The 25,910-nt window shown below is 71.3% G+C and carries 27 protein-coding genes and 1 pseudogene; 14 read left to right on the forward strand and 14 right to left on the reverse strand.

The genetic code is table 11. The features are described 5' to 3' along the window. Position 1: 1 nt before the first annotated feature. Positions 2–331, reverse strand: coding sequence for a DUF6122 family protein (locus U8331_RS04490; RefSeq protein WP_481132415.1), 330 nt, complete (start codon positions 329–331; stop codon positions 2–4). Positions 332–435: 104 nt separating this feature from the next. On the opposite strand from U8331_RS04490, the gene upp reads away from it, so the two are divergent. Together upp and U8331_RS04500 are read left to right on the forward strand one after the other, a co-directional pair. After that, positions 436–1,068: a uracil phosphoribosyltransferase gene (gene upp / locus U8331_RS04495; RefSeq protein WP_481132416.1), complete on the forward strand. Its 633-nt coding sequence runs from the start codon at positions 436–438 to the stop codon at positions 1,066–1,068. A 104-nt stretch (positions 1,069–1,172) separates the two neighbouring features. Continuing rightward, on the forward strand, positions 1,173–1,850 hold the full coding sequence (locus U8331_RS04500; RefSeq protein ID WP_481132417.1) for a GNAT family N-acetyltransferase: 678 nt from the start codon (positions 1,173–1,175) through the stop codon (positions 1,848–1,850). A gap of 4 nt (positions 1,851–1,854) precedes the next feature. Here the strand turns inward: U8331_RS04500 and U8331_RS04505 are convergent, their stop codons facing one another. After that, positions 1,855–3,102 carry a serine hydrolase domain-containing protein gene (locus tag U8331_RS04505; protein ID WP_481132418.1) on the reverse strand — a complete coding sequence of 416 codons (1,248 nt, stop codon included), beginning with the start codon at positions 3,100–3,102 and terminating at the stop codon, positions 1,855–1,857. Positions 3,103–3,371: 269 nt separating this feature from the next. On the opposite strand from U8331_RS04505, the gene U8331_RS04510 reads away from it, so the two are divergent. Next, on the forward strand, positions 3,372–3,833 hold the full coding sequence (locus tag U8331_RS04510; RefSeq protein ID WP_481132419.1) for an OsmC family protein: 462 nt from the start codon (positions 3,372–3,374) through the stop codon (positions 3,831–3,833). 34 nt (positions 3,834–3,867) lie between these two features. Here the strand turns inward: U8331_RS04510 and U8331_RS04515 are convergent, their stop codons facing one another. Then, positions 3,868–4,818: a helix-turn-helix transcriptional regulator gene (locus U8331_RS04515; RefSeq protein WP_481132420.1), complete on the reverse strand. Its 951-nt coding sequence runs from the start codon at positions 4,816–4,818 to the stop codon at positions 3,868–3,870. An 87-nt stretch (positions 4,819–4,905) separates the two neighbouring features. On the opposite strand from U8331_RS04515, the gene U8331_RS04520 reads away from it, so the two are divergent. Together U8331_RS04520 and U8331_RS04525 are read left to right on the forward strand one after the other, a co-directional pair. Next, positions 4,906–5,661, forward strand: a complete 756-nt coding sequence (locus tag U8331_RS04520) for an NIPSNAP family protein (RefSeq protein WP_481132421.1) — start codon at positions 4,906–4,908, stop codon at positions 5,659–5,661. Between the two features lie 151 nt (positions 5,662–5,812). Beyond that, a complete protein-coding gene (locus U8331_RS04525) occupies positions 5,813–8,338 on the forward strand; it encodes a response regulator (protein ID WP_481132422.1) in 2,526 nt (841 codons plus the stop codon). Here the strand turns inward: U8331_RS04525 and U8331_RS04530 are convergent. Beyond that, positions 8,320–10,311, reverse strand: a complete 1,992-nt coding sequence (locus U8331_RS04530; protein WP_481132423.1) for a protein-L-isoaspartate(D-aspartate) O-methyltransferase — start codon at positions 10,309–10,311, stop codon at positions 8,320–8,322. The two genes, U8331_RS04525 and U8331_RS04530, sit on opposite strands and share 19 nt — an antisense overlap. 241 nt (positions 10,312–10,552) lie before the next feature. Then, a pseudogene (locus U8331_RS04535) lies at positions 10,553–10,756 on the reverse strand (GIY-YIG nuclease family protein); the annotation flags it as partial. A gap of 101 nt (positions 10,757–10,857) precedes the next feature. Here U8331_RS04535 and U8331_RS04540 point away from each other — a divergent pair. The 4 genes from U8331_RS04540 to U8331_RS04555 all read left to right on the forward strand — a co-directional run bounded on the left by U8331_RS04540 (position 10,858) and on the right by U8331_RS04555 (position 13,775). Further along, the gene (locus U8331_RS04540) at positions 10,858–11,478 is read left to right on the forward strand and encodes a DedA family protein (protein WP_481132424.1); all 621 of its coding nucleotides are present in this window, start codon (positions 10,858–10,860) and stop codon (positions 11,476–11,478) included. 68 nt (positions 11,479–11,546) lie between these two features. After that, the gene (locus U8331_RS04545; protein WP_481132425.1) at positions 11,547–11,756 is read left to right on the forward strand and encodes a hypothetical protein; all 210 of its coding nucleotides are present in this window, start codon (positions 11,547–11,549) and stop codon (positions 11,754–11,756) included. 62 nt (positions 11,757–11,818) lie between these two features. Beyond that, positions 11,819–12,124, forward strand: a complete 306-nt coding sequence (locus U8331_RS04550) for a hypothetical protein (RefSeq protein WP_481132426.1) — start codon at positions 11,819–11,821, stop codon at positions 12,122–12,124. Between the two features lie 283 nt (positions 12,125–12,407). Continuing rightward, positions 12,408–13,775, forward strand: coding sequence for a BON domain-containing protein (locus U8331_RS04555; RefSeq protein WP_481132427.1), 1,368 nt, complete (start codon positions 12,408–12,410; stop codon positions 13,773–13,775). A gap of 289 nt (positions 13,776–14,064) precedes the next feature. On the opposite strand, the gene U8331_RS04560 is transcribed toward U8331_RS04555, so the two are convergent. Next, positions 14,065–15,555 carry a sigma-54-dependent transcriptional regulator gene (locus U8331_RS04560; RefSeq protein WP_481132428.1) on the reverse strand — a complete coding sequence of 497 codons (1,491 nt, stop codon included), beginning with the start codon at positions 15,553–15,555 and terminating at the stop codon, positions 14,065–14,067. Between the two features lie 62 nt (positions 15,556–15,617). After that, the gene (locus U8331_RS04565) at positions 15,618–15,845 is read right to left on the reverse strand and encodes an RNA-binding S4 domain-containing protein (protein WP_481132430.1); all 228 of its coding nucleotides are present in this window, start codon (positions 15,843–15,845) and stop codon (positions 15,618–15,620) included. Positions 15,846–15,943: 98 nt separating this feature from the next. Here U8331_RS04565 and dbpA point away from each other — a divergent pair, with 98 nt between their 5' ends. Next, positions 15,944–17,335 (forward strand): ATP-dependent RNA helicase DbpA, encoded by a 1,392-nt coding sequence (gene dbpA / locus U8331_RS04570; RefSeq protein WP_481132431.1) that lies wholly within the window; start codon positions 15,944–15,946, stop codon positions 17,333–17,335. A 488-nt stretch (positions 17,336–17,823) separates the two neighbouring features. On the opposite strand, the gene U8331_RS04575 is transcribed toward dbpA, so the two are convergent. Next, positions 17,824–18,219 (reverse strand): DoxX family protein, encoded by a 396-nt coding sequence (locus U8331_RS04575; protein ID WP_481132432.1) that lies wholly within the window; start codon positions 18,217–18,219, stop codon positions 17,824–17,826. A gap of 303 nt (positions 18,220–18,522) precedes the next feature. Here U8331_RS04575 and U8331_RS04580 point away from each other — a divergent pair, with 303 nt between their 5' ends. After that, complete coding sequence (locus U8331_RS04580; protein ID WP_481132433.1) at positions 18,523–18,864, forward strand: cupin domain-containing protein; 342 nt, start codon at positions 18,523–18,525, stop codon at positions 18,862–18,864. 30 nt (positions 18,865–18,894) lie between these two features. Here the strand turns inward: U8331_RS04580 and U8331_RS04585 are convergent, their stop codons facing one another. Next, positions 18,895–19,857, reverse strand: a complete 963-nt coding sequence (locus U8331_RS04585) for a DMT family transporter (RefSeq protein ID WP_481132434.1) — start codon at positions 19,855–19,857, stop codon at positions 18,895–18,897. Positions 19,858–20,045: 188 nt separating this feature from the next. Then, positions 20,046–20,930, reverse strand: coding sequence for a LysR substrate-binding domain-containing protein (locus U8331_RS04590; protein ID WP_481132435.1), 885 nt, complete (start codon positions 20,928–20,930; stop codon positions 20,046–20,048). A 105-nt stretch (positions 20,931–21,035) separates the two neighbouring features. Between U8331_RS04590 and U8331_RS04595 the strand changes: the two genes are divergently transcribed. After that, positions 21,036–21,953 carry a DMT family transporter gene (locus tag U8331_RS04595; protein WP_481132436.1) on the forward strand — a complete coding sequence of 306 codons (918 nt, stop codon included), beginning with the start codon at positions 21,036–21,038 and terminating at the stop codon, positions 21,951–21,953. Then, positions 21,950–22,219, forward strand: coding sequence for a hypothetical protein (locus U8331_RS04600; protein ID WP_481132437.1), 270 nt, complete (start codon positions 21,950–21,952; stop codon positions 22,217–22,219). The genes U8331_RS04595 and U8331_RS04600 overlap by 4 nt, the downstream gene beginning before the upstream one ends. 184 nt (positions 22,220–22,403) lie before the next feature. On the opposite strand, the gene U8331_RS04605 is transcribed toward U8331_RS04600, so the two are convergent. From U8331_RS04605 to U8331_RS04615, 3 genes are all read right to left on the reverse strand, one after another. Beyond that, on the reverse strand, positions 22,404–23,198 hold the full coding sequence (locus U8331_RS04605; RefSeq protein WP_481132886.1) for a DUF72 domain-containing protein: 795 nt from the start codon (positions 23,196–23,198) through the stop codon (positions 22,404–22,406). A gap of 101 nt (positions 23,199–23,299) precedes the next feature. Beyond that, entirely contained in the window at positions 23,300–23,791 is a 492-nt protein-coding gene (locus tag U8331_RS04610) for a VOC family protein (protein WP_481132438.1), read from the reverse strand. A gap of 62 nt (positions 23,792–23,853) precedes the next feature. Then, positions 23,854–24,150, reverse strand: coding sequence for a hypothetical protein (locus U8331_RS04615; protein WP_481132439.1), 297 nt, complete (start codon positions 24,148–24,150; stop codon positions 23,854–23,856). Between the two features lie 128 nt (positions 24,151–24,278). On the opposite strand from U8331_RS04615, the gene speG reads away from it, so the two are divergent. Continuing rightward, positions 24,279–24,848 carry a spermidine N1-acetyltransferase gene (speG, locus tag U8331_RS04620; protein ID WP_481132440.1) on the forward strand — a complete coding sequence of 190 codons (570 nt, stop codon included), beginning with the start codon at positions 24,279–24,281 and terminating at the stop codon, positions 24,846–24,848. A gap of 18 nt (positions 24,849–24,866) precedes the next feature. Here speG and U8331_RS04625 read toward each other — a convergent pair whose 3' ends face one another. Then, complete coding sequence (locus U8331_RS04625) at positions 24,867–25,805, reverse strand: peptidylprolyl isomerase (protein WP_481132441.1); 939 nt, start codon at positions 25,803–25,805, stop codon at positions 24,867–24,869. Between the last annotated feature and the right edge of the window lie 105 nt (positions 25,806–25,910).

Here is a 25,910-nt window from a genome sequence, read left to right on the forward strand (position 1 = left end):
CTCAGTCGGCGTGGTGCATCCACGCGCAGTCCAGCCCGTCCAGGCCGACGTGGACCAGTAGGCCGATCGCCAGCAGCCGCGTGCGCCGCGGCAACAGCAGCAGCGCGTAGACCGCGATCGCCGGCGCCCGGTGCAGCGGGTGGAAGCCGATGCTGCAGCGGTCCGGCACGTAGATCGGGTCGGCCCACAGGTGGTCGATGTCGATCAGCCAGCCGGCCAGCATCCACAGCCACGCGCGGCGCCAGCGGTCGCGGAAGAACACCCGCGCGATCGCCAGCGGCACCAGCGCGTGCAGCACGAGGTGGAACACGGCGCGGAAGTCGAGGTCCATGGGCGACCGGCTCGGGCGGGCCCGTGAGTCTACGGCGGCAGGGCGGCTGCCCGTGGCGCGTGGCTTGGGCGACACTTGGCCATCCGCAAACCCGGCCGCCGCCCATGAAGATCATCGAAGTCCGCCACCCGCTGGTACAGCACAAGCTCGGCCTGATGCGCCGGGCCGACAACAGCACCAAGACCTTCCGCGAGCTGTCGTCGGAGGTCGCCACGCTGCTGACCTACGAGGCCACCGCCGACCTGGAAACCGAGACGGTCGAGGCGGAGGGCTGGGCCGGTCCCGTGCAGGTGCAGCGGATCAAGGGCCGCAAGATCACCCTGGTGCCGATCCTGCGCGCCGGCATCGGCATGCTGCCGGGTGTGCTGGAGTTGCTGCCGGCGGCCAAGGTCAGCGTGGTGGGCCTGCAGCGCGACGAGCAGACCCTGGGCGCGGTGAGCTACTACGACAAGCTGGTCGGCAACATGGCCGACCGCACCGCGTTGATCCTCGACCCGATGCTGGCCACCGGTGGCACGCTCATCGCGACCGTCGACCTGCTCAAGGCGGCGGGCGCGAAGCGGATCAAGGGGCTGTTCCTGGTCGCCGCGCCCGAGGGCCTGCGGGCGGTCGAGGCGGTCCACCCGGACCTGGAGGTCTACACCGCGTCGATCGACCGGCGCCTGGACGAGCGCGGCTACATCCTGCCGGGCCTGGGCGACGCCGGCGACAAGATCTTCGGCACCCGCGCCGACTGACCGCCGGTCGATTTTGAGTCGTCAAAGCAACGCCGGGCCGCTGCCCCGACGGGCGGGCGGCGAGGTAGATTGTCCCTGTTCACCTGCATGGCCCACGGCGCGGCATGGTCGCTTCGGATCTCGACAACCCCTTCTGGGCTTCGCTGCGCAGCCGACACCGCGGGCTGGCGGTGTCCGTCGGCCACGTGGCGCGCTACCCGCCCGAGTTCGCGCCGTTCCTCGGGGTGGCCGACCGGGACAACGAGGCCGAAGCCGCGCTGGCCGCGCTGGTGCAACCTGGCGAGACCGTCTACCTGCTCGGCGTGGCGCCGCGCCCGCCGGCCGGCTGGGACCTCACCGCGCACCTGCCCCTCGCGCAGATGGTCTGCACCGCGCCGCTGCCGGAGGTGGACGGCCCGGAGATCATCGAGCTGGACGCCGCCCACCGCGCCGACGTGCTCGCGCTCACCGCGCTGGTGTACCCGCACTATTTCCGCGCCCGCACGATGGAGCTGGGCCGCTACTTCGGCATCTACCGGGACGGACGCCTGGCGGCGATGTCCGGCGAGCGCCTGGGCACCGACGCCTGCACCGAGGTCAGCGCGATCTGCACCCATCCGGACTTCACCGGCCGCGGCTACGCGCGCCGCCTCATCGCCATGGTGACCAACGACAACCTGGCGCAGGGGCGCACGCCGTTCCTGCACGTGAGCCACGAGAACGAACGCGCCCTGCGGCTGTACGGCCAGGTCGGCTATCGCCACCGCCGCGATATCCCGTTCTGGTCGTTGCGGCGCGGCTGACGCCTCAACGCGCTACGGGTGCGGCGGGCAACGTGGGCTCCAGCGCCCGCGCCAGGTCGATCACCCGCCGGGTGAATTCGGGATAGCCGTCCGCGGGCGGCTGCTCCCCGTCGCCGCGGGCCCTGTACTGGCGCACGGCCACCAGCTCGGCGGCGGGCACCACGACGATGTACTGGCCCAGGTAGCCGTTGGCCTCGTAGGCGACCACCGGCCCGTGCTCGCGCTCGAACATGACGCCCGGCCCGACACCGGCGCCGGCGAAGGCCTCGCGCACGCGGTCGAGGTCCTCGCCCAGGCCGGCGACGAGCGCCGCGCCCATGACATCCGCGCTGTCGAACGACTGCTCGCCCACGACCTGCCGCAGGCGCTCGACCAGGTCGTCGGGCACGCCGCGTTCGCGCAGGGTGGCGAAGCCGTCCGGGTCCGGGGTCAGCCGTTCCCACGCCGTGCGACGCCACCACAGCAGCCCGGCTTCGGCGGTACGTGCACTCGGGGCCAGCATCGTGTCGATGAACGCGGCCGGCACCGGTTGCCGGTCGCCGACCCGGCCGCGATCGAGCACCAGCTGGCCGATCTTCGCCGCGTCGCGCGCGCTCAGCGGCAGGCCCGACATCGCGTGCGGGTTACCGGCGGCGTCCTTCTCCCACGGGCCGGGGGTGATATCGAGCGCGGCGAAGAGGCCGTCGCGGAAGAACCCGTCCATCGGCTGGCCGGTGGCTTCGGCGATGATGCCTGCGAGCAGGTTCACCGCCTTGTTGTTATAGGAGAACGCCTCGCCCGGCGCGCTGTCGAGCTCGGCCGCCAGCGCCAGCTGCACGACATCCGGCGCCGGATAGATCTCCACCGGCGCGCGCGGCACGTTCTGCAGGCCCGAGGTGTGGTCCAGCAGCATCCTCACGGTGATGTCCCGCTTCCGCCCCTGTTTCCATTCCGGATAGAAGTCGCTGACCGGCTGGTCGAGCGATTCGATGCGCCCGTCACCGACCAACTGGCCGATGCCAAGGGCGACCACCGACTTGGTGGCCGACATCAGTTCGATCGGCGCATCGACGTCGCCCAGGCGGGCGACCTCCTGTCCGCCGCGTGTCACCAGCAGGGTGTCGGAGTGGCTGTCCCGCGCGCCCTCGACCAGCCGCTGCACCGCCGCCTCCGCAGCAGGCGGAAGCGTGGCCGAGGCCGCGGCCGCGGCCACGACCGGGGCCACGGCGAGCAGGGCGGAAAGCACGAGGGTGGAGCCGGTTCGGTGGAGCATGGCGGTCAGTGGGGAAAGCGCGTTCTGCGGAACCGCAAGCCTCGCCGGCGCGACCGGCCGCGGCCACTGCCGATCGTCCCCGTGACCATGTGACCGGTGCCGGCCCCCGATCGCGCGTGACAGCGCGGCCCGGCGCGGATGCCTGTCCGCATTCCGACAACGACCAACGGCGGACGCGGCTGATTCGACCGGCGGATGCGCGGCGGTGACATCGCCGCACCTAGCATCGGAATTCACCTGCACCTGCACACGCATCCGGAGCTGCCCCGATGGCCACGAGCGAATTGCCCCCACCCGACGCGGCCCTGTCCGAGGGCGAAGCGCTCGCGCAATCGGACAACCGCGGCTTCCGCACCCGGCTCAACGTGGCCGGGCACCCGCTGGTCGCCGACGAGCCGGCGGCGGTCGGCGGCACCGACCAGGGGCCGTCGCCCTACGGCCTGATCTCCGCCGCGCTGGCCTCCTGCACCGCGATGACCCTGCACTCCTATGCCAGCCGCAAGGGCCTGGCGGTGAGCGACATCCGGGTGTTCGTGCGCCACGACAAGGTCCACGAGGCCGACTGCGTACGCTGCGCGGAGAGCGACCGCATCGACCGGCTCGACTGCACCGTGCACATCGACGGCGACATCGACGAGGCCATGCGCGAGCGGATGATGCAGATCGCCGCGCGCTGCCCGGTGCACCGCACCCTGGACGGCAGCGTGCGGATCGTGATGCACGCCGGCTGACGCGGCCGCGGCGCGCGGCGGCCGCCGCCGCCGCTCAGGTTGGAACGCGCACCAGGATGCGCTCGGCCAGCGTCCGCACTTCTTCGCGCAGGGCGTCCGGGCCGTGGATGCTGAAGTCGAACGGCAGCCGCGCCAGCTCTCGCGCGAACCAGCCCAGGTGGTCGGTGCGCGCCCGCAGCAGCACGCCCGACGCCACCGGTTCGAGCGTGCCCAGGTCGTAGAAGAACGCGCGGCGGGCGGTGTCCAGATCGGTGTGCAGCAGCACCTCGGCCGCCTGCGCCCGCGGGATGTTGGCCAGCGATGCCGACAGGTGGGCGAGCGCATCGAAACCCGCTGGGCGGCCGAAACTCACCGGCAGCGGGCGCACCGCGAGCACCCGGTCGAGCCGGAAGGAGCGCAGCTCGCCGCGCAGGTGGCAGAAGCCGGCCGCGTACCAGTGGCCACCGCGGAAACCCAGGCCGTACGGGTCGAACGGCCGCACGCTTTCCTCGTCGCGCGCCGAGCGATAGACCATCTGCACCCGCTGCTGCGCCTGCGCGGCGGCGCTGAGTGCGGCGAGCACGCCGTTGTCGCCGGTCGGCGCGGTGCGCGACAGGTCGAGCGTGACCGTCTCGTCGATGGCGCGCACCCGCTGTTTCAGCCGTGCCGGCATCACGCGCTCGAGTTTGGCGCGGGCGCTGGCCACCGCCGGCTGCGCCTCCGACAGGCCGAGGCTGCGCGCGGCCAACAGCCCGACCGAGAGCGCCAGCGCCTCGTCGTCGGTGAACATCATCGGCGGCAGCCGGAAGCCCGGCACCAGCGCGTAGCCGCCGTAGCGGCCGCGCTCGGCGGTGATCGGGATGCCGAACTCCTCGAGGATGGCGACGTAGCGCCGCAGGGTGCGGCCGTCGACGCCCAGCCGCCGCGCCATGTCCGGCCCGCTGATGCGGCCGTGGGCCTGCAGCAGTTCGAGCACGGCCAGCACGCGGGTGGTGGGGTGGGGCATGCGCCAAGGCTAGCAATCAATCAGGGCCGTTATCGCCCTGATGGGGCGGCACGCTGGCGCTCCCTCGCGGCCACCGGACGGATTCCGATGAACCAGCCCTACCTCCTGTTCGAGGCGTACTCGACCGTGGTCGAACTGCGCCGCTACACGCTCCACCCCGGCCGGCGCGATGCGCTGGTCGGCCTGTTCGAGCGCGAGTTCGTCGAAACCCAGGAGGCCGAGGGCATCCGCCTGATCGGCCAGTTCCGCGACCTCGACCACCCCGACCGCTTCGTTTGGCTGCGCGGCTTCGCCGACATGGCGGCGCGTGGCCGCGCGCTGCCCGCGTTCTACGGCGGGTCGACGTGGCGGGCGCACCGCGAGGCGGCCAACGCGACCATGCTCGACTCCGACGACGTGCTGATGCTGCGGCCGGCCTACAGCGCGTCGGGGTTCCAGATCCCGCGGATGCCGCGGGCGCCGCGCGATGCCGGCGGGGACGGCGCCGGGCTGGTGGTCGGCACCGTCTACCGCCCGCATGCCGGAGTGGACCGGGATTTCCTCGACTTCTTCGAGTTCGACCTGGTGCCATTGCTGGGCGAAACCGGCGCGCCGGTCTGCGCCGCGCTGGCCAGCGAGACCGCATCCAACAACTTCCCGGCGCTGCCGGTGCGCGAGGGCGAACGGGTGTTCGCCTGGTTCTCGTGCTTTGCCGGGCGGTCGGCCTACGAGCGCCACCTGTCGAAACTGGCCAGCCACCCGCACTGGTGCGGCGTGCTCGAACCGGCCCTGCGCAGCCGCCTGGCGCAGGCGCCGGAGGTGTTGCGCCTTGTGCCGACCGCGCGTTCGCGGCTGCACGGCTGATCGTTGCCCCGGCGGCCGCGCCGCGGTGCCGCGTCGGCCGTCTCCGCGCCGCCTTGACGCGGTGTTGTCCGGCCTGTTGCACACTGCACCGGTCACGCCCGGCACCGCCGGCCCGGTGGCGCAATGGGGACGCAGGGCGGCAACGGCGCGGATGATCGACTTCAGACAGCTATTCGAACATTCGCCGAACCCGTACGTGCTGCTCGACCGCGAGCTGCGGTTCGTGGAAATGAACCCGGCCTACCTGCGCGTGACCGGGCGCCGCCGCGACGAACTGCTCGGGGTCGGGATGTTCGAGGCCTTCCCGGGCGACCCGGCCTCCGGCGGCGATTCGAGCGTGCGTGAGCTGCGGGCATCGCTGCAGCGCGTGCTCGACAGCGGCCTGCCCGACGTGCTCGGGCTGATCCGCTACTCGATCCCGGTCCACACCGACAGCGGCACCGCCTTCGAGGAGCGCTACTGGAGCGCGACCCACACCCCGCTGGTCGATGGCGAAGGCCGCACCCGTTTCATCCTGCAGAACACGATGGACGTGACCGAAGTGCAGCGGCTCAAGGCCGAGCTGCGCAAGGCGCGTCAGCAGGACCTGCCGATGGAGCAACTGCACGGCGGCATCCTGGCGCGTGCCCAGGGTCTGCAGGAAGCCAATCGCCTGCTGGACTCCCAGCGCCAGCACCTGTTGCAGCTGTTCGACGAGGCGCCGGGCTTCATGGCGTATCTCAGCGGCCGCGAGCACCGGTTCGAACTCGTCAACCCGGCCTACACGCGGCTGGTCGGCGGCCGCCGGGTCACCGGGCTGGCCGTCAAGGAGGCCTTGCCCGACGTCGAGGGGCAGGGCTTCATCGACCTGCTCGACCGGGTGTACGCCAGCGGCGAGCCATTCGTCGGGCGCGGGATGGAGGTGCGCCTGGCGAATGCCGGCGGCCGTGGCGCGGAAACCCGCCACGTCGATTTCGTCTACCAGCCGGTGCGCGGCGGCGACGGCGGGGTGGTCGGCATCCTTGTGCAGGGCCACGACATCACCGCGCAGGCCATCGCCCAGGCCGAACTGCGTCGCCACCACGACCAGCTGGAAGACCTGGTGCGCGAGCGCACCCGGGCCCTGGCCGACAGCGAGCAGGCCCTGCTGCATGCGCAGAAGCTGGAGGCGGTGGGCAAGCTCACCGGCGGCGTCGCCCACGACTTCAACAACGTGCTGCAGGTGATCGGCGCCAACCTGCAGCTGATCCAGCGCCACGCCGCTGGCGACGAAACGATGCAGGCGCGCGCGGAATCGGCGATGGAGGCGGTCGCGCGCGGCGCCCGGCTGTCGTCGCAGTTGCTGGCGTTCGCCCGCCAGCAGCCATTGCGCCCGGTGGTGTTCAACCTGGGCGAGCGGCTGGGTGCGCTGGACGAGCTGTTGCGGCGCACGCTGGGCGAGACCATCGAGGTCCGGCTGGAAGTGGCGCCGGGGCTGGGCAACGTCGAGGCCGACGTCCACCAGCTCGAGAATGCGGTGCTGAACCTGGCCATCAACGCCCGCGACGCGATGCCGCATGGCGGCCGGCTGCGCATTTCCCTGCGCAACGTGGAAGCCGCCGGCGGCGGCGACGCCGACGCGGACGGCCTGGAACCGGGCCGCTACGTGGCTCTGGAGGTGGCCGACAGCGGCCACGGCATGCAGCCGGCGGTGCGGCAACGCGCCTTCGAGCCCTTCTTCACCACCAAGGCCGAGGGCCGGGGCACCGGCCTGGGCCTCAGCATGGTGTACGGCTTCGTCAAGCAGAGCGGCGGCCACGTCGAGCTCGCCAGCGAGCCGGGCAGGGGCACCGTGGTCACGGTCTACCTGCCGCGCATCGACGCGCCCGCCACCCTGGCGGCGGAGGCGCCCGTCCGGCCGGTCGACCGCGCGGGCCGGGGCGAGGTCATCCTGGTCGTGGAGGACGAGGATGCGGTGCGGCGCAGCACTGTGGAAACGGTACGCGCGCTCGGCTATGAAGTGGTGGAGGCGCGCGACGGCGCCGAGGCGCTGGCCCTGCTGCGCAACGGCCTGCGGGTCGACCTGCTGTTCACCGACGTGATCATGCCCGGCCCCGTGCACAGCCCCGAGCTGGCCGCGCTCGCCCGCGAGCTGCAGCCGGAGATCGCCGTGCTGTTCACCTCCGGCTACACCCGCGACGTGGTGTTCCACGATGGCCGCCTGGACGAGGGCGTGGAGTTGCTGGAGAAGCCGTATCTGCGCGAGGACCTCGCCGTGCGCCTGCGTGCCCTGCTGGACCGGGGCACCGGCGCCGGGCTGCGGATCCTGCTGGTCGAGGACGACGCCGACAACCGGCGGCTGATCGCCGACCTGCTGCGGATGTCCGGCCATGGCGTGACCGCGGTGACGGATGCGGCGATGGCGATCGCCGCGGCCACGGCGCCCGACCCGGACGCGCGCTTCGACGTGCTGCTCAGCGATGTCGCGCTGCCGGACCGCCCGGGACCGGCCTTGGCCGCGGAGTTGCGCCGGCGCTGTCCGGGGCTGGCGGTGCTGTTCATGTCGGGCCATTCGGCGGCGGACCTGCGCGAGATGGGCGTGGACGCCCCGGTGCTGCACAAACCGTTCCGCCCGGACGCGCTGGAGTCCGCGTTGCGCCGGTTGCTGGCGGCGCCGCCACGGGCCGCGGACCGCGCGGCTCAGAGCCCGGACGGATAGGTTTCCGGCATGCCGGGGCCGGGATGCTGCGGCCCCAGCGGCGTCACCGCGTGGGTCCGGTCGAACCACACCCACGCGTCGAACTGCATCGGCAGCACGACCGCGGCGTAGTGGCTCTGCAGCTCGGTGTCGGGCCGGTAGATGACGCCGATGAAGCGTTCCAGCCGCGGCTTCGCCAGGCGCCGGCGCAGGGCGTCGTGGCGGCCCTCGCGCAGGTCGAGCAGGAACCGCGGCACCCCGCTGTCGTGGCACAGCCGCTCGATGCTGTCGTGCCGCGACGGCCGCACCTGCTTGATCTCCATGTCGCCGTCCCAGTCGGTGGCGGCCGCGACGGTGCCGGCATGGGTGCCGAAGCCGACCAGGGCGGCTTCGTCGCCGAAACGCTGCCGGCACAGCTGGCCGATGTTGAGCTCGTCGCGGGCCTGGCCCATCTCGGTGTAGCGGGCGTCGCCGATGTGCGAGTTGTGCGCCCACACGATCGCCTTCGACTGCGGTCCGCGTGCCTCCAGCAGGTGTTCGAGCGTCTCGAACATGTGGGTGTCGCGCAGGTTCCAGCTCTCCGCGCCGCCGTAGTACATGACCCGATAATAGCGCTCGGCGGCGGCGACCAGCCGCGCGTTCTGCGCGGCGTCGAGGAAGTCGTCGCCGTCGTGGCCGGCGTATTCCAGCCGACGCTGCAGCAGCTCGTGCAACTGGCGGGTGACCCCGGCCTCGCATTTGCCGTAGCCGCGGGTCAGCACCGCGCGGCCGTAGGTCGCCGGATCCTTCTGCCACGGCGTCAGGCAGCCGTAGCGTTCGCGCGCGACCGAGGCCGCCTCCGGGTCCACCTTGTCCAGGTACTCCAGCACCGCCGCGATCGAGCCGCGGAGGTTGTACATGTCCAGCCCGTGGAAGCCGGCCCGCTGCGCCGGCTCGCGCCCCTCGTTGAAGGCGCGCATCCAGATCACCAGCTCGGCGACCTCGGTGTTGCGCCACATCCAGGTGGGGAAGCGCTGGAACACCGGCTCCGCGTCGCCGCGTTGCGGGCGGTGGCGCACGTGCCGGTCGATGGCCGCCGCGTCGGGCCAGTCGGCCTCCACCGCGACGATATTGAAGCCGTGGCGCTCGATCAGCCGGCGGGTGATCTCCGCGCGGGCGCGGTAGAACTCGCCGGTGCCGTGGCTGGCCTCGCCGAGCAGGACCACGCGACGGTCGGCGAAGCGGTCGAACGCCTCGGCGAACGCGGGGTCGTCGAAACCGGGCAGCGGCTCGGCGGCCTCGGCGATCATCTCCGGCAGGCTCCTGCCGTGCGCCGGCACATGGTTGCTGGCGGCGCGGCTGCCGTCCTCGGCCCAGCCCTGCTCGCCGATCAGCGGCACGAACCTCACCCCGCCCAGATCGTCCTGTTCGTACTGCTCGCGCCCGGTGCGGGTGATCCGGCGCAGGCGCTGGCCGGACTCCTCGTCACCGACCGGGATGAGCAGCCGGCCGCCCACCGCCAGCTGCTCGCGCAGTGCCTGCGGCGTCTCCGGCGCGCCGGCGGCCACCAGGATGGCGTCGAACGGCGCCGCCTCGGCCCAGCCGCGGGTGCCGTCGCCGACGCGCAGTTCGATGTTGTCGTATCCCAGCGATTGGAACCGTTCGCGCGCCTGCCCGGCCAGCGGCGCGTGCCGCTCGATGGTGTGCACCGTCTTTGCGATCCGGCTCATCACCGCGGCGGCATAGCCGGAGCCGGCGCCCACTTCGAGCACGCGATCGCCCGGTGCCACCTCCGCCGCCTCGATCATCAGCGCGACGATATAGGGCTGCGAGATGGTCTGGCCTTCGCCGATCGGCAGCGGGCTGTCCTCGTACGCGAACTCGCGCATCGGCTCGTCGACGAAACGCTCGCGCGGCACCGTGCGCATCGCGTCGAGCACGTGGCGGTCGCGGATGCCGCGGCCGGCGAGATGGACGTCGACCATGCGGTCGCGGGCGCGGGAAAGATCGGCCATGGGGCGCCTCCGGCTCCGGTGGTTTGGCGCCACCTTCGGCCCGACGTCATTGCGAATGCGTGAAGCGTCGGCCCCGGGCTTTTGCAGGAGCGGCTTCAGCCGCGATCGGGCAATCGTTCGCCTGGCCGATTCCAGGATCGCGGCTGAAGCCGCTCGTACAGGGGCGCGGCGTGTGGGCGGGCCGGTGGTTCGCAGCGGTTCCGGCTTCGTCGCACAAGGCCCGCTTGCCTGCCGGCGTCAGCCGCTTGATCGCGTATTCGGCGCGGCTGGCGCTGCTGCGGTCGGGGTGTTCGAAGCTGGCCAGCAGGCGTACCGGCGGTCGTGCGCGGGTGTAGCGCGCGCCCTTGCCGGCGACGTGCTCGCCGTAGCGGCGCGCGACGTCGGTGGCGATGCCGGTGTAGATGCTGCCGTCGCGGCACTCGAGCAGGTAGACGAACCAGGCCATCGCGGCAGTGTACGGGCGCCGCCGCGGGCACGGCGTGCCCGGTCACGATACGGGCACGCCGTCGGCGCCACAGTCGGACGTCCCGTTCCAGGAGCACGCCGATGGGTGCATGGCTGACCGACACCATTTCCTCGATGGGCTATTTCGGCGTCGTGCTGTTGACCTTCCTCGAGAACGTGTTCCCGCCGATCCCGTCGGAGCTGATCATGCCGATGGCCGGCTACCTCGCGTCCGAAGGTCGCATGAACGTGTACGGCGCGATCGCCGCCGGCACCGTGGGCTCGCTGCTCGGCGCGGTGCTGCTGTACTGGATCGGCCACCGGATCGGCGAGGAGCGGCTGAAGGACTTCGCCGACCGGCACGGTCGCTGGCTGACGTTCTCGCGCGGGGACATCGACCGCGCCTCGAAATGGTTCGGCAAACGCGGCGGCTGGGCGGTGTTCGTGTGCCGCCTGATCCCCGGCATCCGCTCGCTGATCTCGATCCCCGCCGGCATCCACCACATGAACTTCGGCGCGTTCATCGCCTTCAGCGCGCTGGGCACCGCGTTGTGGACCGGCCTGCTGGTCTGGATCGGTTACCTGCTGGGCAACCACTTCGAACGTGTCGGCGATTTCATCGACCCGGTCACCAAGCTCGTGCTCGGTGTGGTGGTCGTGGTCTACGTGGTGCGGGTAGTGCGGCACAAGGGGGCGCCGGACAGCGACACGGCGGAAAAATAACGTCCGCGCGACACAGACTTCATTGGCGTCGGGGCAGGCTGTCGACACCGATCGAACAGGAGGCGCCGATGAATCCGTCCCGCAATGTTCCAGCCGACGGCCCCGACCGCGGGCAGTCCGAGGCCACGCACGAGACGGCGCGCAGGCAGCGCGAGTACGGCCACAGCTCGGGCGACCGCAACACCCGCACCCGCCAGGACGAGTGGCACGGGTTCGAGGGTGGCGAGCAGCGCGAGGCCAGCGTCGACGACCGCGGCGACCGTACCGACCACGGATAGCCGCCGGCGAGTCCGCTCCCGGCCACCGGGCGTGGCCATCCGCAACCAGACGAGGATCCCGCATGTCCCTTCGAATCGCCGTCACCTCCGCCGCACTGGTGCTGCTTGCGCTTGGCACCGCCGCCTGCGACCGGCGCAAGGCCGAGCCGATCGAAGCGGCCGATTCGGCGAGCACCGTCATCGACGACTCCCCGGCCACCGCGGCCAATCCGACCACCGACGTGGCCGGGCCGTGCGCCGGGTTGACCGGCCAGGCCGTTGAGGATTGCGAAGGCCGCATCGACCCGACGGCCGAACCGGTCCCGCAGCCCGGCGAGCCGAACCAGGTGCCCGCCACGGAAGACAACCCGACGCCGGTCGGCGACTGAACGCACGGCGGTGCGCGCTTGACGCACCCGTCACGGAAAAAAGTGCGCGGGCGGGAAATCCCGTCACCCGGTCGGTGGCCATGAATGGCCGGTGGCGCGGCTTGCCATTGGCATGTGTCTTGCGCCCCCTTCGGTGCAATCCGCGAGAAGGCAGTCGACGAGCACCACCCCGGGGACAACCCGGACGACAACCGAGTCCATGGAGCAACCGGGCCATGGAATGAACCCGACCGCGCCGGCATGGCCGCGTGGCCAACCAGGGCAACAGCAGGAGGGCAGGCAGATGCGAGAGAACAACAAGATGGGCGAAGACCTCAAGGCGGTGGCGGAGGACGTGATGCAACTGGGTGCGCGATGCGTACAGGCGGGTCGCGCGTGGCTTACCGAAAGGAGAAACGAAATGACCGATCGCAACGACCATTACCCGTCCGGCAACGGATACAACAACAACGCCAACCAGGGCCGCGGACGCCAGTCACGGGCGCAGGGTAGCCAGCAGTACGGCCGCCAGCAGGGCGGGCAGGGTGGCTATCAACAGGGTGCGCAGGGCGCGCAGGGCAGTTACCAGCAGGGTGGCTATTCGCAGGGCGGCAGCCAGCAGGGCGCGCAGCGGAGTTGGCAGCCGACCCGTTCACAGCACCAGCGCGAGTTCGAGCCGCAGAACCAGGGCTACCAGAACCAGGGCTACCAGGGAAGCCGCCAGCAGTACGGCTCGGAGGATTCCGCGTCGCAGGACTACGGGCGTGCGCAGGCCTACGGCCGTGAAGGGCTCGAGCGCGAGTACGGCAGCTCCTCCGACCGCGGGTTCGAGCCGACCTTCGGTGAGAGCTCCTTTGGCGAGCAGCAGGGCCGCGGGCGCGGCTACGGTGCCTACGGGCAATCGTCCGGCTGGGAGCGTGATCAGGGCTCGGAGGGCTCCCGCTACGGCATGCACCGCCAGGATCGCTTCGGCGACGGCCAGGGCGCGTACGGTCAGGGCTCGTACGGACGTGGGCAATACGGCCAAGGCGAGTACGGCGAAGGTGCGTATGCGCAGGGACATCGCCAGTGGGGTGCGCAGGGTGGCGATTACCAGGGCGACCGCGGCGGTGGCTATCGGGGCGGTGGCGATTACCAGGGAACCGATTACTACGGCAGCCAGGGGCGCCAGGCTGGCGAGGGATACGGGATGAGCTCCGGCTACGGCAACCCCGGTCAGGATCGCTACGGCGGCGGCTACGGCGGCCAGCAGTCCTTCGTCTCGCCGGGCGACACCCAGCAGAGCCACTCGGGCATGGGCCGCCAGAGCTACCGCGGCACCGGCCCGCGCAACTACAGCCGCTCCGACGAGCGCATCAACGAGGACCTGTGCGAACGCCTGACCCACGACCACGACATCGACGCCAGCGACATCGAGGTCAAGGTGTCGCAAGGCACCGTCACCCTCGACGGCACGGTGTCGCAGCGCTGGATGAAGCACCGCGCGGAAGACCTGGCCGACGGCTGCAGCGGCGTGCGCAACGTCGACAACCGCATCCGGGTGCAGTCCGGCTCAGGCGGCACGGGCGAGCAGGACGAGTCCTCGTCCACGCGCAGCAGCGGCGGCAGCCAGACCGGTTCGCCGACCACGCCGACGAGCGGCTCGACCGGCAGCAGCGGTACCGCGCACTGAGCAGGAAAGGCACAGGGCCCGCACTCTGCGGGCCCTGTTTTGCGGGTCGTGGTGAAATCAACGGATCCCGTGCGACGGGGCAAAACGCCGGGTGTGAAGATTGACCGCCAAGCCCGTCGAGGTAGCGGGCTTTTGTCCCCCAAGGGGACTTCCTTTGGGCGTAGGAGCGGCTTCAGCCGCGATCGGATGATCGGCCACCCGCGCCGACTCCACGATCGCGGCTGAAGCCGCTCCTACAAGAGCCCCGACTCGCGAATGCAGCTTTGCGCTGGCGGCGTAACTCTGCGCATCACGCGGAGATCGCGTGCAGGTCGCTGTCCCCGGCCGCGCCACCCTTCGCCGCACCGCCTGGCGCGGCGCGGTCGCCGCTCCGGGCGCCGGCGCGGTGCCGGCTGAGCTGGTTGTGGATCGTCCGCACGCTGACACCCAGCGCGCGTGCGGCGCGGGTCTTGTCGTTGTCGAACCGCGCCAGGGTCTTGAGCAGCATTTCCTGCTCGACCTCGGCGTAGCTCATGCCGACGCTGAAGGTGACGGTGTCCTCGTCGTCCGCGCCCCGGTTCCGCGCCAGGCGACGGCCGGGGTTGCGGATCGACACGGTGTCGGCATCGCCGAGGATGAAGGCGCGCTGGACCACGCTGCGCAGCTCGCGCACGTTGCCGGGCCAGTGATAGTGGCGCAGCGCGTCCCCGGTCCTGGGGTCGAGCCGCTTGCGGGTGCGGTGCTGCCGGTTGAGGCGCTCGACGAAATGGCGGGCGAGCAGCACGACGTCGTCCTCGCGCGCGCGCAGCGGCGGCAGGTCGACGATGAAATCGGCGAGCCGGTAGAACAGGTCCTCGCGCAGGCGTCCTTCGTCGATCGCTGCGGCGGGGTCGCGGTTGGTCGCGGCCACCACGCGGGTGTCGAACGCGATCGCCTCGCTGCCGCCGACCCGGGTGATGGTGCCGGTCTCCAGCGCCCGCAGCAGGTACACCTGCAGCGCGGGCGGCATCTCGGTCACTTCGTCGAGGAACAGGGTTCCGCGGTTGGCCTGCTCGAAGTAGCCGACGTGGCGGGTGGCGGCGCCGGTGAAGCTGCCGCGCTCGTGGCCGAACAGATGGCTGGCGAGCAGGTCCGGGGCGATGGCGCCGCAGTTGACCGCGACGAACGGCCCCTTGCGACCGCTCTGCTGGTGCAGCGCACGCGCGACCAGCTCCTTGCCGGTGCCGCTCTCGCCGGCCACCAGCACCGAGGCGGTGGTGGTGGCGATCCGCGCCAGGTCCTCCTGCACGCCGCGGATCGCTTCGCATTCGCCGATCATCCCGGCGATACGTGGCGGCACCTGGGCGTGCGCGCGGTTCACGGCGTCGTCGATCAGCGCCGCGTAGCGCTGCGGGCACAGCGGCTTGACCAGATAATCGCTGATCGGCAGCGACACCACCCGCGCCGCCGATTCGACGCTGGGCTGGTCGGTCACCACCGCGATGCGGGCGTGGCGGGCGAGGTCCAGCTCGTCCAGCAGGTCCAGCCCTGAGCCGTCCGGCAGCACCGGGTCGAGCAGCATCAGGTCGGAGCGTTCGCGGCCGGCGATGCGGCGCGACTGCTCGAGCGAGTGCGCCATCGCGACCCGGCATCCGCGTGAACGCGCGAACTCGGCGGCCGCGCGGGCGAACTCGACATCGCGGTCGATGATGAGCACCGTCGGTTCGCAGGACGATGCCGCGTGGGCCTGGTCCGGAAGCCCGGCACGCTCGATCCCGGTGCGGGAGAACTCGGCGTGGTCGATGCAGGGGTCGGAAGCCATGCCGGGCACGCTAGCGGCCGGCGGGTTAACGAGCCGTCACCGCACCGCTTCACCGCACCACTTTACCCAGCCGCGGCAACGACGATCTCGATGCCGTCGACCCGCACGCGCTGGCCCGGGCGGATCTTGCAGGTCTTGCGCAGTTCCACCGCGCCATCGACCCGCACCGCGCCGCTGGCCACCAGCGCCTTGCCGGCACCGCCGCTGTCGCACAGCCCGGCCAGCTTGAGCAGCTGGTTCAGCTCGACGTGGTCATGGCGGCGGTCGAGTTCGAAGTCGATGGTCTGCATGGAGGCGGCGCGGTGTGGGCGGCGCTCAGGGTCGCAGGCGGGTGCAGCGGGCGCAACGCGCGGGCGCCGGTGGCGGCCGAAACTGCGATCATGGCGGCATGACCGATGCCGCGCCCGACCTCTCCTTCGCCTCGCTCCCGCTCTCGCCCGCGCTGCTGCCCGGCGTGGAGGCGCTGGGTTACCGCCAGCTGACCCCCGTCCAGGCGCAGAGCCTGCCGGCGATCCTCGATGGCCGCGACGTGATCGCGCAGGCCCCGACCGGCAGCGGCAAGACCGCCGCGTTCGGCCTCGGGCTGCTGCAGCGGATCGACCCGGCGCGGGTGCAGACCCAGGCGCTGGTGCTGTGCCCGACCCGCGAACTGGCCGACCAGGTCGGCCGCCAGCTGCGCCGGCTGGCGCTGGGCATCCCCAACCTGAAAGTGTCGGTGTTGTGCGGCGGCATGGCGCTGGGGCCACAGCTCGCGTCGCTGACCCACGACCCGCACGTGGTGGTCGGCACGCCGGGGCGGATCCAGGAGCTGCTGCGCAAGAAGGCGCTGCACCTGCGCGGCGTGCGCACGCTCGTGCTCGACGAAGCCGACCGCATGCTGGACATGGGCTTCGAGGAGCCGATCCGGGAGATCGTCGGCAAGACGCCGAAGGAGCGGCAGGGCCTGCTGTTCTCGGCGACGTACCCCGAGCCGATCCGCGCGCTGGCCGGCGCCATGCTGCGCGAGCCGCTGGAGGTCACCGTCGAAGGCGCCGAACACCGCGCCGCGATCGAACAGCGCTTCTACGAGGTCGAGCCCGCCCGCAAGACCGCATTGCTGGCGGCGTTGCTGCTGGAGTTCCGGCCGGCGTCGAGCGTGGTGTTCTGCAACATGCGGCGCGATGCCGACGAAGTCGCCGGTTCGCTGCAGCACCATGGTTTCGATGCGCTCGCCCTGCACGGCGACATGGAGCAGCGGGACCGTGACGAGGTGCTGGTGCGCTTCGCCAACCGCAGCTGCAGCGTGCTGGTCGCCAGCGACGTCGCCGCCCGCGGGCTCGATGTCGAGGACCTGGCCGCGGTGGTCAACTACGAACTGCCGACCGATCCGGACGTGTATGTGCACCGGATCGGCCGCACCGGGCGTGCGGGACGCGAGGGGCTGGCGCTCAGCCTGTGCGCGCCCCGCGAGGTGGGCCGCGCCGACGCGATTGCGGAAAAGACCGGCGAAGCGCCGCAGTGGCACCGCGCCACGCCGCTCGCGGGCCAGGCGCGCAACGTGCCGCCGGCGACGATGGCGACGCTGCGCATCGACGGCGGCAAGACCGACAAGCTGCGTCCGGGCGACATCGTCGGTGCGCTCACCGGCGAGGCCGGCCTGCCGGTTTCGGCGATCGGCAAGATCGATGTTTTCCCGACGCGGAGCTACGTGGCGATCGCACGCGAGAAGGCCGGCGCCGCGCTCGCGCGGCTGCGCGAGGGCAAGATCAAGGGACGCCGGTTCCGGGTCAGCCGGATGTAGATGGCGTGTGTCGCCACCCGGGATAGGTGGCAGCGAGCGCGCCGACTCCGGCTTCGTCAACGAGGTGGCTCCGGTTGCGGCGGTGGACACCCGCCGCGGCCGTGATCGTTTGCGTGCGCCCGGTAGCGACGTGAGTCGCGACCCGCTGACAGCCGGCAGCGGAGCGCACATGCATCCCGGAGCGTCCACTCACTCGCGCGATCGCTCCTGCACGTTCACCATCGCCTGCCCGTCAGGTTCATTGGGTCGCGACTCACGTCGCTCCTACCAACGCGCCGCAGCGCAGGTTCGTTTGCGCAATCCCGGGCTTTTGTCCCCCAAGGGGACTTCCTTTGGGCGTAGGAGTGGCTTCAGCCGCGATCGTGAGGGCGGCACGGGCGAACGGTTCCATGATCGCGGCTGAAGCCGCTCCTACAGAAGCCCGCTTCCTGCGAGGGGCTGCATCGCAACATCGCCAGCCCATGCGATGCGGACACGCTCCCCCGCGCTCAGCGCCCGTTGACGCTGAACCGCCCGGGGCCGATCAGGGCCAGCGCGACCGCGGCGGCGAGGAACATTCCCTGAAGTTCCAGCGCCCAGCCGCCCTGGCCGTTGAGCCGGCCGAGCTCGCCCATGTGCACGAGCGCGATCGCCACCACCATGTTGATCGCGACCAGCAGCGCGCCGATGCGCGCGTGGAAGCCGGCCAGCAGCATCAGCGGGCCGACCACCTCGCCCAGCAGCACGGCGTAGCCGAGCACGCCGGGCAGCCCCTGCGCCTCCACCATGCCGACGATGCCTGACAGGCCGCCGTTGAGCTTGGCGATGCCGTGCAGCAGGATCAGCGCGCCGAGCGTGACGCGCAGGATCAGCTTGGCGATGTCGTTCTGGGTGTTCGGGTTCATGTCGGTCCTGCAACGGTAGGCGGGAAAGTGGCGGGCCGCCGGCGGGTCGCTGACGGGGTTGCCGGTTCGGATCACCGGCAGATCGCGGGCTTGGATCGCCAGTCGGGATCGCGGTGGATCGTAACCCGCGACGGGCACGGCGCGATGCCGTTGCGGCATGCTGGACCGGGTGCTTCCACCGGGCGGGATCGCCGTCTTTTCCACCGTGGCCCCGGCCGCATGCGTGCACCCCCTCCCGCTGCATGCGGCGTTGACGCCGCGCCCGGCAAGGTGGCTTCCCCACGCCTTCGCCCGGACCCCGCCATGCGCCACGACACCCTCGACTTCTCCCCGGGCTTCCGCGTCGCGTTTGCAGTACGCCATGCGCAGGCCGCGGTGATGGTGATCCCCGCCGGCGGCAGCGAAGGGGGTCCCGACAACTACCACCGCGGCGCCGACCAGTGGCTCTACGTGCTGGACGGGCTCGGCGTGGCCATCGTCGACGGGCGCGAGGTATCGCTCGGGCCGGCCGACCTGCTGGTCATCGAACGCGGCGAGCGCCACGAGATCCGCAACCTCGGCGACGTGCCGCTGAAGACCCTGAACTTCTACTCGCCGCCGGCGTTCGACGGCGAAGGGAATCCGGTGGGGCCCGGCAAGGAGTAGGCATCGGGAGGGAGCGCCCACCTCGCGCGGTCACTCGACGACGCTTTTCGACTCCGCCGTGGCCAGCACCTCGACATGCTCCATCCGGCGCGGTCGCGCCAGCAGCGGGTGGACCAGCACCGCGGCGAGGATGACCACCACGCCCAGGTAGAACCGCGGTTCGAGTTCGTGCTGCTCGCCGAGCAGGACAATCGCCAGCACGATTGCGTAGACCGGTTCCAGGTTGACCGCCAGTTGCGCGGCGAACGCGCTCATGTGGCGCAGCGCCACCAGCGACAGGGCGAACGGCAGCAGCGTGCAGGCCAGTGACAGCACCAGCAGCAGCACGATGTCCCGCCCGCCCGGCATGACCAGCAGGTCCCCGGCGAAGGCGTCGGCGATCGCGTCGACGGGGAAGAGCGGCATCAGCGGTGCGAGCAGGGTGAGCGCGAGGGTGCCGGCGCCGAGTTCCAGCGCCGTCACCGTCAAGGGTTCTCCGCGGTCGACCAGCCGCTTGTTGAGCGAGCCGAACACCGCGACCAGCAGCGCCGACAGCGCGCCGACCACGATGCCGATGCGCATGCCGTCGGGGACGCCGCCGACCACCAGCGCGACTCCCGGGAGCACCGCGACGCCCAGCGCGAGGTCGCGCTTGCTGAAGCGGGTGCCGGCCAGCCACGGCTCCACCAGCGCGGTGAAGGCGGTGGCGAGGGCGATGCAGGTGGCGCCGACCGAGGCGTTGGAGAGCTTGATCGCGCCGTAGAAGGTCAGCCAGTGCAGCGCGACCAGCACGCCGACGCCGGCGTACGACCACAGCAGCCGCGCCGGCATCGCCCGCAGCCCGCGCCACACTTTGGGCAGCAGCGCCAGCGCGGCCACCACCAGCAGCATGCGCGTCCACACCAGCGGTAGCGCGGGCAGGGTGATCAGCTTGCCGAGGATGGCGGTGAAGCCCCACAGCACGACGCAGAAGTGGATCTGCAGGAAGGCCTTGCCGGTGGGTGTCATCGCCATCGCGCGAGTGTGCCCAAATGCGGGTGAGGAAGACGAGTCACGGATTGGGTTTTTTCGATCGCGAACAGGGATATCCGTTCGTGATCGCGGGGGCATTCGTGATCGCGGGGAAGGGGTAGGAGCGGCTTCAGCCGCGATCGTGGGGTCGACACGAGCGAATGGTCACCCGATCGCGGCTGAAGCCGCTCCTACAGAAGCCCGGGCTGCAGCAGCCAGTCGACCACGGCCTGCGCGGCCGGCCGCAGGCGGCGATGGGCGGGATAGACGACGTAGTAGTTCCAGCGCGACGGCAGCACCGGCCCGGGCAGGCGCAGCAGGCGGCCGGCGTCGAGGTAGGGCGCGGCGACCTTCTCGCGCGCGAGCGCGGCGCCGAGGCCGTGGCAGGCGGCGTGGAGCGCGTCGGTGGCGTCGGTGAAGGTGTGGCGTTCGTCGAGCGGGGCGCCGTGGATGTCGGCCGCGCGGAACCAGTCGTGCCAGCCCTGCCGGTTGAGGTCGGCGACCAGCGGCAGGCGGGCGACGTCGGCGGCCGTCCGTGCCTCGGTGGCGCCGGGGAGGGCGGGCGCGGCGACCGGGAACAGCACGTCGTCCATCAGGTGGTGCGCGGTGAGGCCGGGCCAGTGCCCCGGCCCGTGGCGGATGGCGAAGTCGGGGCCGCCCTCGTCGAACCGCGCCAGCGCGATCTCGGTCTCGATGGTGATCCGGAGCCGCGGATGCGTGGCGACCAGCGACGGCATGCGCGGCACCAGCCACGAGTAGGTCAGCGAGTGCAATGCGGCGATGCGTACCCGGTCCTCGTCGTCGCGCTGGCTGCGCAGCGCGCTCAATACGCCGTCGAGGTCGGTGAGCGCATCACTGGCGGCGTCGGCCAGCAGCCGGCCCTCGGCGGTCAGCGACACCCCGCGCGCGTGGCGCAGGAACAGGCCGACCCCGAGGCGCGACTCGAGCTTGCGCACGTGGTGGCTGACCGCGCTGGCGGTGAGGTGCAATTCCTCGCCGGCGTGGGCGAAGTTCTGGTGGCGGGCGGCGGATTCGAACGCCGCCAGGGCGGTCAACCAGTCCGAGCGGAGCGCCATCGCGAGCCTCAAGGCAGATTTGTGACTGACCGTCAAAGTATGCACTTGCGGGCGTTCGGGGCCGGCGGACAATGGCCGCCTGCCCGCAAATCCGGCTTGCCCCCCATGTCCTCCGCTCCTTCCGGCGCCGCCACTGCCACCGCCCGATCCGCCGCCGCGCCCGTGCCGTTGCGCGAGTGGCTGACCCCGCTCGAACTGGTCGTGCTGGCGGCCATCTGGGGCGTGTCCTTCATGTTCCAGCGGGTCGCCGCGCCGGAGTTCGGTACCGCGGTGCTGTCGGAGCTGCGCCTCGCCTTCGGCGCGCTGGTGCTGCTGCCGTTCCTGTGGGCGCAGCGGGCGGCGTTCCCGGCGCGGGTGTGGCCGAAGGTGGTGCTGGTCGGCGCGATCAACTCGGCGGTGCCGTTCGCGCTGTTCGCCTGGGCCGCACAGCACGCGCCGGCCGGCATCAGCGCGATCACCAACGCGATGGCGGTGCTGTTCACCGCGCTGGTCGGGTTCCTGTTCTTCGGCGAGAAGATCGGCCTGCGCCGCGCCGGCGCGCTGCTGGTCGGGTTTGCCGGCGTGGTGGTGCTGGCCAGCGGCAAGACCGCCGGTGCGAGCCTGGGCCTGGCCGTGGCGGCCGGCTGCGCGGCGGCCTTCATGTACGGCGTCGGCGTGCACATGCTGCGCCGCCATTTCACCGGCATGCCGCAGGCCGCGCTGGCCTCGGCGACGCTCGGCACCTCGGCGTTGCTGACGCTGCCGTTCGCGATCGCCGACTGGCCGCAGGCGCCGGTGTCGGCGCAGGCGTGGTGGTCGGCGCTGCTGCTGGGCGTGCTGTGCACCGGGCTGGCCTACGCGGTGTACTACCGGCTGGTGCAGCGCATCGGCGCCAGCCGCGCGGTCACGGTGACCTACCTGGTGCCGCTGTTCGCGGTCGGCTGGGCGTGGTGGCTGTTGGACGAGCCGCTGACGGTGTCGATGGGCATCGCCGGCCTGCTGATCCTCGGCAGCGTGGCGATCAGCCAGAAGGCGAAGGCGTGAGCGAGCCGGCCGTGGTGCAGCACCGGGTGGTGTTCGACTTCGAGATCGACTTCAGCAACGGCGGCGGCCTGCAGGGGCAGGGCTTCAGGCTCGACATCGAAGGCGACCGGATCGACGACGCGGCCCTGGCGGAGTACATCGTCCGCGATCTGCGGCTGCTGATGGTCGGCGCGGTGCGGATCCTGGGAAAGCGGGTGATCGTCGAGGCGCACAAGCGCGGCGACGTGGCCGCGGCCGCTGCCGCCACGACTTGGCCGCGTGTGTAGGAGCGACGTGAGTCGCGACCCACTGGCAATGGTTTTCGCCGCGATCAGCGCGCAAAGCGGCCGCGCGACCCGGCACCCACCGCGGACCACCATCACCGTGCTGCACGGGTCAGTGGGTCGCGACTTACGTCGCTCCTACGCTTGCCGGCGACGGCCGCGTTGGTCGTGCGCAACGGGCGGGTGCTCAGCCCCGCAGCCGTTCGATCAGCGCCATCGCGGCGGCCGGGTTGCGCTCCTTGGCGGCGCTGATGAAGAAGATGAAGACCTCGCGCGGCTTGCCGGTTGCCGCAGGCGCAGGCCCGATCCGTGGCAGGTCGTCGGGTTCAGCGCCGGACGCCCACATGCGGGCGCGGTCGGCCCAGCGTTCCAACTGCGCGGACGGGTAGCCGGTGGCGATGTCGGACTGCGAACGCATCAGCCGGGCGTAGACGAAATCGCCGGTGACGTCGGCGAACGAGGGGTAGTCGTCGCTGTCGGCGAACACGGTCGCCATGCCGTGACTGCGGACCAGCGCGAGGTAGTCGGCGTCGACGAACGCCGGGTCGCGCACGTCGAGGACGTGGCGCAGGCGGTGGCCGTCGACGGCCGCGGGCAACCTCTCCAGGAAGGCGGCGAAGTCGTCGCGGTCCAGCCGCTTGTTGCTGTCGAACTGCCAGACGATCGGCCCGAGGCGGTCGCCGAGGGCGACGATGCCGCCGAGGAAATCGTCGATCTGCCCGCCGGTGCCGACCAGCACGCGCGACTGCATGATCCGCTTGGGCGCCTTGGCCGAGAACACGAAGCCGGCCGGCGTCTCGGCCGCCCAGCGGGCGTAGGTGTCCGGTTTCTGGCTGCCGTAGTAGGTGCCGTTGATCTCGATCGCGCTGAGCCGGCGGCTGGCGTATTCGAGCTCGCGCCGCTGCACCAGGCCGTCGGGGTAGAAGTTCTTCCGCCACGGCACAAAGGTCCAGCCGCCGACACCGACCCGGATGCCGTCGATGGCGGGAACGCCGGCGTCGGAGGCGGTGCCGTTCGTGGCCGATTGCGGGTCATCGCTCGCGGACCCGGAAAACAGATCGTCAGACGAGGTTCGCCGCGGACTCACCGGGTCTCCCCGCGGGGTTCGGATGGGCGTGCGGCGCCGTCATCGCTACCGGTTGCGCCACCGTCGGCGGCGGCCCACGGATCGTAGCTGCCGAACCACCACAGGTGGCCTTCGATGTCGCGGCAGGCGTAGCCGCGGCCGCCGTAGTCCTGGTCGGCGATGTCGATCACGATCTCGGCGCCGGCGGCCGTGGCCCTGCGGTAGTGCTCGTCGACCGCCGGCACCACCACGCAGCAGCTCTGGGTTTCGCGGCCGTCGATTTCGTCGGGCTGGGCGGTGAGCCGCTCCCATTCGCCGCCGTGCCCGACCGAGCCGAGCATGACCATGCCGCCGTCGAAGGTGAGCTGGGCGTGGTGGACGATGCGCTCGTCGGCGTACACGGCCTGCCGCTCGAAACCGAAGGCGTCGCACAGCCAGTCGATGGCGACGTGTGCGTTGCGGTAGCGCAGGCAGGGAATGATCGTGCTGGTGCCGCGTGACTGGCTCATGGCCGGTTCTCCTGGGGGAGCGGATCACCCCGCCGGATCGGTCGTCCGGCACGCGGGCCCGTTCACTCGTATTCGTCGCTCTCGAATTCCACCATCACGTCGAGGTTGTCTGCCAGTGCCCTGACCGCGTCGCGCACCTTGGCGTGGGTCGACGGGTTCGGGGTGTCGATCTCGATCACCTGCATGCCCGGTCCCTGGTCGTCGGGCAGGCCGGCCGAGCTGGAGTCGGGATCGTCCATGTGCGGCATCAGGTCCGAGATCTCCTCCACGTGCTCGATGCCATCGATGCTGGTCAGCAGGTTGGTGATGGCGCGGGCGTCATCGTCGCTGCCGGTGATCCGGATACGTAGCTGGGGCATGGGAAGCGGTCTCGGCTGTGGGGGCGGCCCAGCCTAGGCAGCCGCCGGCCAACGCGGTGTGACGGCGGCGCGGCCTTCACCGCCGCCTCGGCTACGCTTGGCGCATGAACCCGGAACCGTTCCCCGCCGTGACCCCGCCCCCGCGGCAGGCGCCCCGCGTGGTGCTGCGGCCGCTGGAGCGCAGCGACCTGCATTTCGTCCACGTGCTCAACAACAACCGCAGCGTGATGGGCTACTGGTTCGAGGAGCCGTACGAGTCGTTCGTCGAGCTGGAGGAGCTGTACCGCAAGCACATCCATGACCAGTCCGAGCGGCGCTTCATCGTCGAGCACGAGTCCGAGGAGACCCAGGCCCACGAGCGGGTCGGGCTGGTGGAGCTGGTCGAGATCGACCACCTGCACCGGCGCGCCGAGTTCCTGATCATGATCTCGCCCGAGCATCAGGGCCGCGGCTTCGCCAAGGCGGCGACCCGGCGCGCGGTCAACTACGCCTTCCGGGTGTTGAATCTCTACAAACTCTATCTGCTGGTGGACGTCGACAACGCCCCGGCGATCCGGGTCTACGAAGGCGCCGGGTTCCAGCGCGAGGGCGTGCTGGTCGACGAGTTCTTCAGCGACGGCCGCTACCGCAGCGTGATCCGCATGTGCATCTTCCAGCACGAGGCGCTGGGGCGCGACGAGGAACGGCGCGACGCCTGAGGCGCCGCGCCGGACCGATCAGCCGGCGTCGTCGGCCTTTGCCTCGCGCACCGGCAGCGGCACGTTGCACAGGTCGATGTGGCCGGCCGGGACCTTGTACCAGTCGTCGCGGCGGTTGCGGCGCGCCTCGGTGGCGGCGGCGAAGGTGGCGCTGTCGGTGCGCAGCACCTCCAGATGGCTGCGCTCGGTTTCCGGCACTTCGCTGGCGAGGTGGACCGCATTGATCGGCGTGCGCCGCGCCGGGTCTTCGTAGAAGCCCATCGGCTCCGGGCCGCGAGGGATCACCGACAGCCGTTCGATGCCGTCGACCACGCGGCCGACGAGCGTGATGTTGCGGTCGAGCTGGCGTGGGGACTGGCCGGTCACCACGTACAGCTCGGCGCCGGTGCTGGAGTCGGCGGCCATGTCGCGGCCGGCGCCGAGCGCGCCATAGCAATGCGACATCCAGGCGGTGCCGGTGGCGGGGTCGCGCGCGGCCGGGAAGCCGTCGACGAAACCGACCTGCGGCGCCCAGCCGTCCTTGTCGGGCAAAGCGGTGAAGTCGAGTCCGGCGGCGGGGCGCTCGAACTCGGCCGGCACGTGCGCCTTCGCGCTGCCGAGCGACTTGCGTCCGGATTCTTCTTCGGTCGGGTCGCCGAACTGGACGACGAAATTGTCCTGCGAGCGGTAGATGCTCAGCCCGTCCCAGAAGCCTTCCTTCGCCAGCGTGCGGATGTTCTCCACGTGCTGCGGGGCGAACTGCGGCGCCAGTTCGATCACCACGCGGCCGGTGTCGAGTTCCATGTAGAGGGTGTTGGCCGGGTCGAGCGTGCGCCAGTGCGCGTCCGGCGAGGCGTCGAGGATCTCCTGCGCCGACAACGCCTTGGCCGGGGCGTTGGCAGGTTCCTGCGCGGAGGCGGCGGAGGAGGCGAGCAGGGCAAGCAGCAATGCGGACGGCAACAGGCGTGGATGGGACACGGTGTGGCTCCAGGACGGGATCGGCCGATTCTGTCCGATGCCGCCGCCCCGGCCAACACGCCCGGTGACTAATGGCACGCTAGCTATAGCGAAGTTCGCAGTAGT

This window comes from Lysobacter sp. CC-YZS074, assembly GCF_056739745.1.